Source organism: Parageobacillus sp. VR-IP, from assembly GCF_013357975.1.
In the GTDB taxonomy this organism is placed as follows: Bacteria; Bacillota; Bacilli; order Bacillales; family Anoxybacillaceae; genus Saccharococcus; species Saccharococcus caldoxylosilyticus.
The window spans coordinates 44,435-58,011 of record NZ_JABVYQ010000004.1 but is presented as its reverse complement, the minus strand read 5'-3'; the positions used below and the strand labels follow the sequence as shown (position 1 = coordinate 58,011).

15 protein-coding genes and 1 other annotated feature are annotated in these 13,577 nt (G+C 44.5%); of the genes, 4 read left to right on the top strand and 11 right to left on the bottom strand.

Annotation, left to right across the window (positions count from 1 at the left end):
- Positions 1–86: 86 nt before the first annotated feature.
- A complete protein-coding gene (locus tag HT574_RS10940; protein ID WP_043905823.1) occupies positions 87–314 on the top strand; it encodes a hypothetical protein in 228 nt (75 codons plus the stop codon).
- Between the two features lie 20 nt (positions 315–334).
- Here the strand turns inward: HT574_RS10940 and HT574_RS10935 are convergent, their stop codons facing one another.
- Complete coding sequence (locus HT574_RS10935) at positions 335–1,963, bottom strand: putative polysaccharide biosynthesis protein (RefSeq protein ID WP_175244632.1); 1,629 nt, start codon at positions 1,961–1,963, stop codon at positions 335–337.
- A 124-nt stretch (positions 1,964–2,087) separates the two neighbouring features.
- Here HT574_RS10935 and HT574_RS10930 point away from each other — a divergent pair, with 124 nt between their 5' ends.
- Positions 2,088–3,362, top strand: a complete 1,275-nt coding sequence (locus tag HT574_RS10930; RefSeq protein WP_175244631.1) for a BaiN/RdsA family NAD(P)/FAD-dependent oxidoreductase — start codon at positions 2,088–2,090, stop codon at positions 3,360–3,362.
- 9 nt (positions 3,363–3,371) lie between these two features.
- On the opposite strand, the gene HT574_RS10925 is transcribed toward HT574_RS10930, so the two are convergent.
- The 10 genes from HT574_RS10925 to HT574_RS10880 form a co-directional block, all read right to left on the bottom strand.
- The gene (locus HT574_RS10925) at positions 3,372–3,551 is read right to left on the bottom strand and encodes a sporulation protein Cse60 (protein WP_017434907.1); all 180 of its coding nucleotides are present in this window, start codon (positions 3,549–3,551) and stop codon (positions 3,372–3,374) included.
- A 63-nt stretch (positions 3,552–3,614) separates the two neighbouring features.
- Positions 3,615–3,737, bottom strand: a complete 123-nt coding sequence (locus HT574_RS10920; protein WP_175244630.1) for a hypothetical protein — start codon at positions 3,735–3,737, stop codon at positions 3,615–3,617.
- 285 nt (positions 3,738–4,022) lie between these two features.
- Positions 4,023–5,297: a helix-turn-helix domain-containing protein gene (locus HT574_RS10915; RefSeq protein WP_175244629.1), complete on the bottom strand. Its 1,275-nt coding sequence runs from the start codon at positions 5,295–5,297 to the stop codon at positions 4,023–4,025.
- A gap of 352 nt (positions 5,298–5,649) precedes the next feature.
- Complete coding sequence (locus tag HT574_RS10910) at positions 5,650–5,964, bottom strand: rhodanese-like domain-containing protein (RefSeq protein ID WP_017434904.1); 315 nt, start codon at positions 5,962–5,964, stop codon at positions 5,650–5,652.
- A 50-nt stretch (positions 5,965–6,014) separates the two neighbouring features.
- Positions 6,015–8,432 carry a leucine--tRNA ligase gene (gene leuS / locus HT574_RS10905; protein ID WP_175244628.1) on the bottom strand — a complete coding sequence of 806 codons (2,418 nt, stop codon included), beginning with the start codon at positions 8,430–8,432 and terminating at the stop codon, positions 6,015–6,017.
- A gap of 219 nt (positions 8,433–8,651) precedes the next feature.
- Positions 8,652–9,566 (bottom strand): IS200/IS605 family accessory protein TnpB-related protein, encoded by a 915-nt coding sequence (locus HT574_RS10900; protein ID WP_254698657.1) that lies wholly within the window; start codon positions 9,564–9,566, stop codon positions 8,652–8,654.
- Between the two features lie 168 nt (positions 9,567–9,734).
- Positions 9,735–9,960, bottom strand: a binding site (T-box leader).
- 98 nt (positions 9,961–10,058) lie between these two features.
- A complete protein-coding gene (locus tag HT574_RS10895) occupies positions 10,059–10,643 on the bottom strand; it encodes a DUF2087 domain-containing protein (protein ID WP_175244627.1) in 585 nt (194 codons plus the stop codon).
- Positions 10,644–10,757: 114 nt separating this feature from the next.
- Positions 10,758–11,267, bottom strand: coding sequence for an MFS transporter (locus HT574_RS10890; RefSeq protein ID WP_375154103.1), 510 nt, complete (start codon positions 11,265–11,267; stop codon positions 10,758–10,760).
- A 167-nt stretch (positions 11,268–11,434) separates the two neighbouring features.
- Entirely contained in the window at positions 11,435–11,602 is a 168-nt protein-coding gene (locus HT574_RS10885) for a glycogen biosynthesis protein GlgD (RefSeq protein ID WP_175244626.1), read from the bottom strand.
- A gap of 14 nt (positions 11,603–11,616) precedes the next feature.
- Positions 11,617–11,880 (bottom strand): YtzC family protein, encoded by a 264-nt coding sequence (locus HT574_RS10880; protein ID WP_042407747.1) that lies wholly within the window; start codon positions 11,878–11,880, stop codon positions 11,617–11,619.
- Between the two features lie 158 nt (positions 11,881–12,038).
- Here HT574_RS10880 and mnmL point away from each other — a divergent pair, with 158 nt between their 5' ends.
- Together mnmL and mnmM are read left to right on the top strand one after the other, a co-directional pair.
- Positions 12,039–13,001 carry a tRNA modification radical SAM protein MnmL/YtqA gene (mnmL, locus tag HT574_RS10875; RefSeq protein WP_175244625.1) on the top strand — a complete coding sequence of 321 codons (963 nt, stop codon included), beginning with the start codon at positions 12,039–12,041 and terminating at the stop codon, positions 12,999–13,001.
- Positions 12,998–13,570, top strand: a complete 573-nt coding sequence (gene mnmM, locus HT574_RS10870; RefSeq protein WP_175244624.1) for a tRNA 5-(aminomethyl)-2-thiouridylate-methyltransferase MnmM — start codon at positions 12,998–13,000, stop codon at positions 13,568–13,570. Before mnmL ends, mnmM begins: the two co-directional genes overlap by 4 nt.
- Positions 13,571–13,577: the final 7 nt, after the last annotated feature.

Here is a 13,577-nt window from a genome sequence, read left to right as displayed (position 1 = left end):
GGGTCAAATTAGGCGTTTGTCTAGTCCGCATTCTTCCTATTTCCATACACTATGAAAGAAAAAAGAAGAAAGGAGATTGACCCATAATGAATTATTATTATTATCCTTCAATGACAGATGATTATCGTCAACAACCTACTCAACCTTTTGGCCCTGGCTTCCCAGGAGGTTTCCCAGGAGGTCTCGGAAACATTCAGCAACAACTGAATCGAATCGAACGGACGTTAGAGCGTCATGAAGATCGTCTCAATCGTCTTAACCGTCGCTTGCAACGAGTCGAACGCCGGCTTGGGCTTCCTTTTGAACAATTTTAATCTTTTAGAAAAGAAGGCGGCTAGGAGACCGCCTTCTTTTCCTTTTTACGGCGCAAAAATGCAAAGCGATCGCCAAACAGTGAGGCAAGCAGACCAAATCGATCGCTGAAAAAGAAATACACTCCTGCGCCGATAATTGCACCAATCGCGACGATCACGATCGATTCCACTGTTCCGCCACGATAATGAAGCATCGATTTCAAAAGCAGCTGTACAACCGCAACAAATATGGACATAAGCGCCGTTAATATTCCAATAAAAATCGTGCGGCGTATGACAAACTGATATCGGTATTTTGTGTATTTTTTAATAATCCATAAATTAAATATAACCGAAACCAAATAACCAGACATAGTCGCAAGTATCGCGCCAATCGTCGCAAATTTTGTAATAAGAAAAGTATTGAGTAAAAGTTTCACGAAAAGTCCCATCGTTAAGCTGACGACCGAAAAACGTTGTTGATTAATGCCTTGCAGCATCGCCGCTGTCACGGAAAACAATGCGAACAAAATCGCAGTTGGCGCATACCAGCGCAACACTTGCTCTCCAAGCGGATCATAACTATAAAACGCTGCATAAACCGGCCCTGCAAGAAGCGCCATGCCGACAACAGCAGGCAATGTTAAAAACATTACTACTTGAAACGTTTGGTTTAAATATTTTCGCAATGATTGTCGGTCTCTTTCCACATACGCCTTTGTAATCGTTGGAATTAGCGTCAAACTAAATGATGTCGCCAGCGTTACCGGAATAATGACAATTTTTTGCGCCCACATATTAAAAATAGAATAAGCATGTTCAGAAATTTTCCCAAGTCCTATGTTCGCCATCGCATGGTTAAACGTAAACTGATCAACTAACTGGTAAAGCGGCATCGCTAGTCCAACAAAAACGAACGGCGCTGCATACAGAAATAATTCTTTGTACATTTCTTTCAAAGAAAGCTTAACTTGTCCACGATCTCTTGCTAATAAATCATCCAGATACTTCTTTCGCTTCCACCAATACCAAATGAGAATAGCGAGCCCACCGAGTGCGCCGACAAAAGCGGCAAACGTTGCCACGCTGACTGCTGTAACGAGAGAGCCTTCAAGTACGCGCAAAACGACGTAACAACCGATCAACAAAAAGGCGATGCGGACGATTTGTTCGACCACTTGTGATAGCGCGGTCGGCCCCATCGATTCATGTCCCTGGAAAAAACCGCGGATTAAGCTCATGACAGGAACGATAATAAGCGCAAAACTCACCGCGCGAATAACGGTTACGACGTCATTAATAGAGTTGACGTTTGCACGTTCATCAATAACAAACGGAGCAAGCCACGGAGCAATGGTATATAAAACAACGCAAGAAACGATGCCGGTAACCATCATTAATCGTAATCCCGATTGAAATAACACATAACCGACACGATACTCTTCCAAAGCATTATATTTCGACACAAACTTGGAAACCGCCAGCGGCAGTCCCCCTGTAGCGAGACTAATGAAAATTTGGTACGGCACATATCCATACCCATAAAGCGCACCGCCTTGTTCCCCTACAAGATGATAAAAAGGAATGACATAAATTAAGCCGAGAATCCGGGAAATCATAACACCAGCTGTCAGAATAAACGTTCCGCGCAATAATTTTGAGGTAGACATACGATCCCTTCCCTAATTTGATCACATTGAAAATGATAACTATGATATTTTATCATATTTTTGATCATGTCGAGAAATTTTCCCCCGCTCCATTATAATCAAGAAAGAAAGGATAGTGAAGAAAATGACATATGAAGTTGTTGTTATTGGGGGAGGGCCATCGGGATTAATGGCGGCAATTGGCGCTGCGGAACAAGGAGCAAAAGTGCTTCTTATTGAAAAAGGGAACAAGCTAGGGCGGAAACTTGCCATTTCCGGCGGCGGACGATGTAACGTAACAAACCGTCTCCCTGTCGAAGAAATTATTAAACATATTCCTGGAAACGGAAGATTTTTATACAGCGCTTTCTCTGAATTTAATAATGAAGATATTATTCGCTTTTTTGAACGGTTAGGCGTACAGCTAAAAGAAGAAGATCATGGTCGCATGTTTCCGGTGACCGATAACGCGCAATCGGTTGTACAAGCGTTAGTGAACGAGTTAAGACGGCTGCATGTAGATGTTTGGCTCAACACGCCGGTTGCTGATGTTAGGTACGAGCATGGAAAAACGATAGGCGTCACGCTAAAAACCGGCGAATTTATCGAAGCCAAGGCAGTCGTCGTCGCTGTGGGCGGCAAATCAGTCCCACAGACCGGCTCTACCGGTGACGGCTATGCTTGGGCAGAAAAAGCGGGGCATACGATTACCGAGTTGTTTCCAACCGAAGTTCCGATTACATCAAAGGAGCCGTTCATTCAAGAACGGATTTTGCAAGGCTTGTCGCTGCGCGATGTCGCTTTAAGCGTCCTGAAACCAAACGGAAAACCGATCATTACCCATCGAATGGACATGCTGTTTACCCATTTCGGCATTTCCGGCCCGGCCGCCCTTCGCTGCAGCCAATTCGTTGTCAAAGCACTGAAAAAGTATGGCAAAGATGCGGTTATGATGAGCATTGATGCGCTTCCTGACCACAATAAGGAAGAACTGTTTCAGCACATTGCCCATCTATGTAAAGAAGAGCCCAAAAAAGCGGTCAAAAACGTGTTAAAAGGATTGCTGCCGGAGCGATATGTCTTATTTTTGCTAGAACAAAGCGGCATCGACCCGCAGGCGCTGGCCGCAACAGTGTCGCACGAAATGATTCGGACGTTTGTCCATCAGTGCAAACAGTTTACCTTTCACGTTCATGGCACATTGCCGTTGGAAAAAGCGTTTGTCACCGGCGGAGGTGTTTCGGTGAAAGAAATCCAACCGAAAACGATGGCTTCCAAATTCATGGAAGGTCTTTATTTTTGCGGGGAAATTTTAGATATTCACGGCTACACAGGCGGTTATAACATCACGGCAGCATTGGTGACCGGCCGGCTCGCCGGCGTCAATGCCGCCGCATACGCCATTTCCCACCGGACCTAATAGGCAACGTTAGGTCCGGTAAATAATCATTGCCGAAAAGCAGTAAATTTGTTCTCCTTCCGACTCCATCGCCGCCACGCTGTATTTGACGTCGATTAACTGTCCGTCTTTTAATCGTGATAAAAAATCGTTGACCGCTGCTTCCAAATCCTTTTCATGCTCTTTATCGAATACTTTGACTTTGTACATTTTTCTTCTCCCCCCGGTTTTTTCTTTTATTTCATTGTTTTCACCAACTATGTAGAAATTCCTTCACGCCTTTTTTTCAAAAAATGCAAGGAATGTTTGTCCGACTCTATCCCCGTACACCGTCTGTGGACCGTTCCAAAACACGTTATGATACCCGCGGCTATAATGGATGGTGAAGCGGATCATCGCATGTTTCCACCATAACTGAGTCGGTTAGGCACGTTTTTGTAAATCATACGCACTTTCTTCATACAAGACTGATTGCCCATAAATAAAACGCTAGCTGTCCAAACAAAAAACAGCCGTCACCTAATCGCCGGCTGACTTTTTGGCTATTTTACCATAGCGGTTGGCGGTGGAAATTGATCTTTGGCGACTTCTTTCGGCGCTTGGACATGGCCGAAAAAACTGGCACTCCTAACACCATTAACAATAACACGCTGATCATCGCTCTTTTTAAAACAATTCCTCCTAAATAGGTATAATTTTTTTTAGAAAATCATAGCTCATTTTATAATATTTGCTTGCTAGCTTATACTTGTGGCAGCGCTCGTAGTAGTCTGCTAAATACTCGGCGTATTGCGCCACATCTTCATATTTTTTGTGTTTTTGAAAATAGGGGATAACTTCATTTTTCATAAACATTTCGAATTCCTGTTCAGAAACATCGCGAGATAATAAATATTGATAGACAGTAAAATGAAGGTAATATTCATAGGAAATAGGTTCGGAATGCTGTTTTAAAAGCTGCAGGCTTTCTTCCACGCTTGCCAGCGCCTTGCGATAATTTTGTGAAACATAATATTCGCGAATAAGAGAAAATAACGTAATAAAGCGATCGGCAAGCGTAGCGTGTTTTTTATATACTAAACTATTTTCGTAGTGTCGAATCGCTTCCCGATGCTCCTTCTTCATCGATTTCAAGTAGCCCAAATTATGTTCAATAATGCCCAGCAGTTCAATATCGTTGACCATTTGCGCCGCCTTTTGCGCAAGGGAGTAACATTCGACCGCCTTGTCCAACTCGCCGTACCTTCGATAGCAAATTCCTAGCAACACATGACATTCCGCGCTTCGCTTTAAGTTATAATCTGCTTGGTAAATGGCTAGCGCGCACTGCACATAGTTGATGCAGCTTAACATTTTCCATAACCGGCTGTATGCAAGCGCTAACAAATAATACAAGTCTGCTTCTTCCCACTTTGGAAACGATTGAAGCCGAAACAGCTCCTCTGCCTTTTTGTAATACTCCAGCGCTTCTTCATATTTTTCTTTGCAATAATATAAAAGCCCGAAAAATTTGTAATAGTAGTATTTCATTTCGTGGTCAAATGCATTGTACAATTCGCGAATCTGCATCATTGCGGCTTCAGCGGCGGAAATATTTTTCATAAACAAATAATAGCGCATCTCCATTAGTAGAAAATAAATATTTGCTTCCGCATCGTTAAAATACTCTATCATTTTCTTTATTTTTTCATACATTTCCTCCGCTTTCCATTCGTTTTTATCTATTATTGCCTTATACCATAACATTATTTGCTTCATCAGTTCATTCATCCATTCGTGAAATAAGTTGTCAATCCCAAGCCGCTGACAAAGTAGGTGCAACACTTCCCTACTCGGCGTTACTTGGTTGTTTTCAATTTTCGACAAATACGATACGGAAATAATTCCTTCCGCCACTTCTTCTTGAGTCAATTCTTTTTTGAGACGGGTGAACTTTAAGCGATCGCCAATCTTCAATGAATATCTACCCCTTTGTCCATATGTACGAATAGTTTAAATTTAACGAAAATTATACAATCTTTTTACCGGGTTAGGAATCACCCATTGGTACTAAAGGGATAGAAAAAGAAACCGGTATCGCTCTTTTATGTCTTTTATTGTACTAAATCACGCTCTTTCGTTTACTGGGAAAATCAACGGGTTATAAGTGCAATCATTAGGAAAATATCGCCGTGTCGACGAAAAACGAGTTGCGACAAAAGCGGTTACCTTCTTGAAAAAAAACGCTCGGTCGCTTCTCATAAAGAAACAACCGAACGATTTTTTCTTTACTGTATCAAAAAGAATAGGATTCAGCCAAAACAATAGGCTATTTTTTTGGCACCGTATCTCCTTCCCATTCGAGCATCCCGCCGACCATATTGCAGACGCGGTAACCTAATTCCTGCAAATAACGGCAAACGTTTTCGCTGCGCCGGCCGGAGCGGCAAACGAAAATATACTCCTCCTCTTTATTGAATTCATCGAGCCGGCTTGGAATTTCTCCCATTTTGATATGTTTCGCTCCGGGGATCATGCCAAGTGCGACTTCCTCATCTTCGCGTACGTCGACGATGTTCAATTTTTCGCCACGATCAAGTCTTTCTTTTACTTCCGCCGCAGTGATTTCTTTAATTTCGTCCATCACTTCGTCTCCTTTCTATCGTATGCCCCTCGCAAAAGAGGGGCACTAGATTAGTTCGCTACAATATTTACCAATTTCCCAGGAACGGTAATGACTTTGCGCACCGTTTTGCCGGCGATATGCTCTTTAATTTTTTCATCCTGCAATGCCATTTGTTCAAGCTCCTCTTTCGATAAATCCGCGCGCACATGCAGTTTCGCTCTTACTTTTCCATTCACTTGCACAACGATTTCAACTTCCTCTTCCACTAGTTTTGATTCATCATAAGTTGGCCATGGCTCGTATGCGATCGTATCGTTATGGCCGAGTTTTTGCCATAGTTCTTCCCCGATATGCGGGCAAACCGGCGATAATAGTTTCACAAATCCTTCCATATAGGCTTTTGGCAGCTGCGGCGCTTTGTATGCTTCGTTAATAAACACCATCAATTGCGAAATCGCTGTATTAAAGCGAAGCGCTTCATAATCTTCGGTCACTTTTTTCACCGTTTGATGGTATACGCGCTCAAGTGTATCCGTTTCCGGATTGTCGACGATTTTCGGGTTCAGCTCTCCATTTTCTTCGACAAATAAGCGCCAGACGCGGTCTAGGAAGCGGCGCGCTCCGTCCAGCCCCTTAGTCGACCAGGCGATCGACGCTTCCAGCGGTCCCATAAACATTTCGTATAAGCGCAGCGTATCGGCACCGTGGCTTTCGATAATATCGTCCGGATTGACGACATTTCCTTTTGATTTGCTCATTTTTTCATGGTTTTCGCCAAGAATCATGCCTTGGTTAAACAATTTTTGGAACGGCTCTTTTGTCGGCACGACGCCGATGTCATATAAAAATTTATGCCAGAAACGCGCATACAATAAGTGAAGCACAGCATGCTCCGCACCGCCGATATACACATCAACCGGCAGCCATTTTTTCAATTTCTCCGGATCGGCCAGCTGTTTGTCATTATGCGGATCGATATAACGCAAATAATACCAGCAACTTCCTGCCCATTGCGGCATCGTGTTCGTTTCGCGGCGCCCTTTTTTGCCTGTTTTCGGATCGACGACGTTCACCCATTCCTTGATATTGGCAAGCGGTGATTCTCCTGTACCGGACGGTTTAATTTGATCGGTTTTTGGCAGCTTTAATGGCAGCTCTTCTTCCGGCACCGGCGTCATCGTTCCATCTTCCCAATGAATGATCGGGATCGGCTCGCCCCAGTAGCGCTGACGGCTGAACAGCCAGTCGCGGAGACGGTATGAAACTTTCTTTTGTCCTTTTCCATTGGCTTCTAGCCATTCAATCATTTTCTTGATCGCTTCTTCTTTGTTTAGACCGTTTAAGAAATCAGAGTTAATATGCTCTCCGTCTCCCGTATATGCTTCTTTCGCAATATCGCCGCCGGCGACAACTTCTTTGATTGGTAAATCAAATTTTTTCGCAAATTCATAGTCGCGCTCATCGTGTGCTGGCACGGCCATAATTGCACCAGTGCCGTAGCTCATCAGCACATAATCGGCAATCCAAATTGGCAGCTTCTCGCCAGTGACTGGGTGAATCGCATATGCGCCGGTAAATACTCCCGTTTTTTCTTTCGCCAAATCAGTGCGCTCAAGGTCGCTCTTGCTTTTAATCGCATCTAAATACGCTTCCACTGCCGCTTTTTGCTCTGGAGTCGTAATTTTTTCAACAAGCGGATGCTCTGGAGCTAATACAGTATACGTCGCACCAAATAGTGTATCTGGACGAGTGGTAAAGACGGTGAACGTTTCTTCATGGCCATCGACTTCAAACCGGATTTCCGCGCCTTCTGAGCGGCCAATCCAGTTGCGCTGCATTTCTTTAATGCTTTCCGGCCAATCTAACTCTTCCAAGTCTTCGAGTAAACGGTCCGCGTAGGCGGTAATGCGGAGCATCCATTGCCGCATCGGCTTGCGGATCACCGGGTGGCCGCCGCGTTCGCTTCTGCCGTTAATAACTTCTTCATTGGCAAGCACCGTGCCTAACGCCGGGCACCAGTTGACTGGGACTTCATCCATATAAGCGAGCCCTTTCTCATACAGCTTTAAGAAAATCCATTGCGTCCATTTATAGTAATTCGGATCGGTCGTGTTGATTTCCCGGTCCCAGTCGTACGAAAACCCTAGCGATTTAATTTGGCGTCGGAACGTATTAATGTTTTTTTCGGTAAACTCCGCCGGATCGTTTCCGGTATCAAGCGCATACTGCTCCGCCGGCAAGCCGAACGCGTCCCATCCCATCGGATGAAGCACGTTATAGCCTTGCATCCGCTTCATGCGCGCCAAAATATCAGTGGCGGTGTAGCCTTCTGGATGGCCGACGTGCAGTCCTGCTCCTGACGGATACGGGAACATATCTAGCACGTAAAATTTCGGCTTGTCATCGTCATCGACCGTTTTAAACGTTTTATTTTTTTCCCAATAATCCTGCCATTTTTTCTCTATTTCTCGATGGTTGAAGCTCATTGCCTTCCCTGGTTACTAAAATCTATAAAAATCGACACATCCCGATGGAACCAGCAAAACCGCTTGCTACTCGGGAAACACCTGAGTTCCATCAGGAAGGGAATCCCTCATGTCTCACCTGCTGTGAAAGACACCCCGTGGATCGCTGTCAGCGACAGCGCCTGTCGTGCACCATTCCTTCCATTGGTCCGTACACGACAACGATTTTAGCAACCAGGTCTACACCTCCCTTAGTTGAATTTGGTACTGGTTCAGCCAGCAGAATTTGTGCAAGATATTCCATAGTGACCATTCATGCTCTTGTTTGAAATTCTCGATTTTACGTAACATCATCACGATATATTGGCGTTGTTTCTTGCCGCTTTTCGATTGCTTGTAGGATTCTTCCATCGACCCTAACGCGGCAACCAAATGGCGTTTCACTTTCGTTTTTATGGTGTACACGAGTTTTTTTGGCAATCGTTCCTGATACCCTAATCCCCGCCAGCCAATCACCAAGGCGGCGCTTTCATGAACGGATAACCCGTATTTTTTCCTATACTTGAAACGACCGATGACGCTGGTATACGTCGGATTCACTTTTTTGACGCGAAACCCAAGCCGCATCCCCCGACGAAGGACGGTTTCTGTCAGTTTTTTCTTTTTGAATTGGTGGGTCAAGCGATGGAATCGTTTGTCCGTATCGTGCTGCTGTCTTAGTTGGATGTTTTCGATGACCACTTCCCTGACATTTTCTTGCATCAGCCAGTCATACACATCTCGTATGGTTTCTCCAACAATGTTGTTTCGCTTATTCGCTTTCACATATTCGAGTTCATGGCAGTAAAGCACCTTTGATTGAATGAAGTTTCCTTGTTTTGAAACGATGCTTACGGCGATGCGGTCCATATTGATATCCATCCCAGCAATTCGTTCCGCTTGAATCGGTTCGTCGTAGGCAAGTTCCCTGCCATACACTTCTTTCTCATAAATGAGATGCACATAATACTCTCCGTTTTTGCGTTTGATTTCAGCGGTATATGGTTGATATTCAATGATCGGCCTTCCTTTTGCATTCACGTCCACCTGCTCGCCCATGACGACATCAATGATTTCCCATTCATATTTTTCGGGGACCTGTACGGGAAATGTCAAGCGGGGAGCGGGTTTTCCTTCTTGTTGTCCAAGTGGATTCGCGATTTCTACATAACATTCACATGATTTTATACATTTTTATAGATGTTTAACAACCTGCTTATACCTCCTATCTTTTTTCTAGTACACATTGTTAACAAAAGCGAAAATAAAAAAACCTCTCAGCCCAAAAGGGACGAGAGGTGCCATTCCCGCGGTACCACCCTTCTTAGCATGCAAAACTGCATGCCCACTCTTATCATTAACGCAGATTCACGGCGGACATTACGAGGCGAAAGCCGCTCATGCCCGCAACTCCGAGGCGAGTTCGTGAACAAACTTCGGTTGACTCGCACCGACCGTCAACTCTCTGCCGTCCGTTTGGTTCACTACTACTCCTCTTCACCGTTATTTACCAATATTGTTCGTGTATAATATTTTAAAAAATTTGTCGGTTTATTGCAAGTGGGGAAAATGGAGCTTATATGGCGTTCATATCCTCACGTAACGGTATCATCCATCTATTTTATGCCACATTTCCCGCGGATTCAGCTCATAGATGCCGTTTTCGCGATACATATAGTTATTCATGATCCATTCGCGGCGAATGGTTGCGTAATCCTCATGGAACTTTTTAATATGCTCATTGATTTCTTTTTCTGTATACTGTTTTCCCGGCTGAAGCCCTTTCAGCATATGCTCAAGCACAATCAATTTTTTCTTTCTTTGCGCTGGAATATTTTTTAAACGGCCATCGCTTGTAAAAAAGTTTTCGATGACTTTTTGACGCTCAGCTGCTTTCTCTTTCATCTCTTTTTTCACCTCATTTTGTTCGGCCAAATCAAGCAATGCATACGCGTAATGCTTTACGACAGATGGCTGTAAATAAAAATAAATGATGTTTCCATCGCGCCGTTCACAAACAACGTTCATGTCGCGAAGTTTTTTTAGATGGTGGGTAATCGTTGCCGGAGTCAATCCGAGTTTCCCAGCCATTGCTTGACCGTGCAGCGGTCCTTGCGAAAGCATTTTTATAATGCGAAGACGCGTTGGGTCACCAATCGTCTTAAAAAATGTCACTAAACGATGAAGCTGCATGACTACACCTCTATATTTGATGGTTATCTAATTAGATTTATATCAAATTGGATGTTTGTTGTCAATCTCCCATATTTTTCATACATAAAATAAAAAATGGAGTAGAAAACATGTCTACTCCACTATAACCGTCTGTTTCTCCTTGTTTTGCTTCTTTGGCAAGTTCCAATCATAGAAGAACGTCGTGACAAGCGAAAGCACAGAAAAGAAAACAAGCACGGCGAACAGCGGTTTCATGCCAGCGTAATCAGCGATCAAGCCGCCGAGCACAGGTCCGATCGTTCTGCCTGCCATGGCCGTGCTGTTGACAAATCCCCCCTCCGGCCAAATCACTCCCGCATACGCAGCCGCTATTGGGAATACAATCCCGCTTCCCATCCCGATGATCGTTAAAAAGATGACGTAATGCGGCCAGCCATGAAAGAAAACAAGGCCAACGAGCACAGCCATCGTCGCGACAATTCCGATCATCATTGATTTAAAACCGCCAATTTTATCAAACAATAACCCTCCGACTAAGTTCCCAGCTACACTTGCCCCGGAGTTGAGCATGAGCACCATTCCAGCGGCAGAAAGTGATTTGCCGAGCTGTTCATGAACGTAAATCGTATTCAACGGCCACAAAAAGAAGCACCTGTCACATTCATGGCCATGCCTACCATTAATACCCAAAGCACACGGGGCATATGCATACGTATATCCTCCTTCAATATTTCGAGTACCAAAACAATTGTATGGATTCTACGAAAAAAGGCAATAAAAATGAGCTTGCCGAGGATTCGACAAGCTTTTTACTCTTCGACATGCTGCTTTGATTTTTGCGGCTGTCCGCCTGTTTGTTCATATGCTTTTTTCGCCTGCTTTACCGGATCAAAATCTTGGCTGAATTCGAGATCGTTATTATTTATTCCGTTTCTCGTTTTTTGTTCCGGGTTGTTTTGTTTCGACCGTTTTTTCACCACATACCCTCCCCTTAACGATCAAGTAAAATCATTTGATTTTGCAGCTGCTCAAGCTGCAGGCGCATCCGATGCAATTGTTCGCGCTGTTGGGCGTTGCAGCTGCGCGCTAAATGCGCCAAATCGTTGACGGTGCTCTCCAGCATTTGCTGCGCCTCTGTATATTCCGTTATGTTATAATGCTCTTGCTTTTGTGCTTCCGTGTATTGCTCTTTCGCATAACGAATGACATCTTCGCAATGCTGCAAAAATTCTTCAACCGATTGCCGCGTTGCCATTTCTTTTCCCTCCAACCGTATGATCGTTTGCCTCATTGTTTAGTCTGTGCATTTTATTTTCCGCCTACTACGTTAATGATTGGTAATAGTCGATTTTTTCCGCCAATCGTGATACAATGCTGAAATGATACGATTTTACAAACAAGGAGGGAACTGTGTTGGCACAGTTCAACCCATTTCCATATACAAACGACCATAAGCGTTACCATACGTGGAATTATCATCTGCGACAAACGTTCGGGCATAAAGTGTTTAAAGTCGCGCTTGACGGCGGCTTTGACTGCCCGAACCGTGACGGAACGGTGGCGTATGGCGGCTGCACGTTTTGCAGTGCGGCTGGATCGGGTGATTTTGCCGGCAATCGCTCTGATGATTTGGTGACACAGTTTCATACAATTAAGAAAAAAATGCACCAAAAATGGAAAGAAGGGAAATATTTGGCCTATTTTCAGGCATTCACAAACACACACGCACCGGTAGAAGTATTGCGGGAAAAATATGAAACCGTCTTAAACTTAGACGGGGTAGTCGGATTGTCTATTGCCACGCGCCCGGACTGCCTTCCTGACGATGTTGTGGAGTATTTGGCGGAGCTGAACGAGCGTACGTATTTATGGGTCGAGCTCGGTTTGCAGACGGTTCATGAACGGACTGCCCTGCTGATTAACCGCGCTCACGATTTTCAATGCTTTATCGACGGTGTTGAAAAACTGCGCAAGCACGGAATCCACGTCTGTGTGCATATTATTAACGGACTGCCACTTGAAGATTACGAGATGATGATGGAAACGGCAAAAACGGTAGCCAGCATGGATATACAAGGAATCAAAATCCATTTGCTTCATTTATTAAAAGGAACGCCGATGGTAAAGCAATATGAAAAAGGATTGGTGCAATTTCTATCCTTTGAAGAATATGTAAACCTTGTCTGCGACCAATTGGAAGTATTGCCGCCGGAAATGATCGTGCACCGCATCACGGGCGATGGCCCGATCGATCTCATGATCGGTCCGATGTGGAGCGTCAATAAATGGGAAGTATTAAACGCCATTGACGCCGAACTCGAGCGCCGCAACAGCTATCAGGGGAAGTATTACAAAAAAGAAGTGGTCGGGCGATGAAATTGGTGAAAATTCTTCCATTTACACGGGTATTAATGGACATGGCGGTAAAAGAAGGAGACATCGCCGTCGATGCCACGGTCGGAAACGGACATGACACACTTTATTTGGCAGAGCGCGTAGGGGAGAAAGGCCACGTATTTGGTTTTGACATTCAACAGGAAGCGATTGCATCGACATCCGCTCGTCTTCAGGAGCATCATTTGCTCGAGAGGGTAACGTTGTTTCAGGCAAGCCATGATCAATTGATCGAAAAAATCCCTGATGTCTATCACGGGCACATCGCCGGCGCAATATTTAACCTCGGCTACCTTCCCGGCGGTGACAAACGGATTGTGACAAAACCGGAGTCAACGATCCGCGCCATCGAACAATTGCTTCAGATCATGAAAAAAGAAGGAATCATCGTCCTCGTCGTTTACCACGGTCATCCGGAAGGCGTCATCGAACGGGATGCGCTTCTGCATTACGTCAAGGCAATGGATCAACAGCATGCTCACGTATTAAAATATGAATTCATCAATCAAAAAAATAATCCCCCGTTTATTCTTGCTATCGAAAAACGGTAAAGAGGCT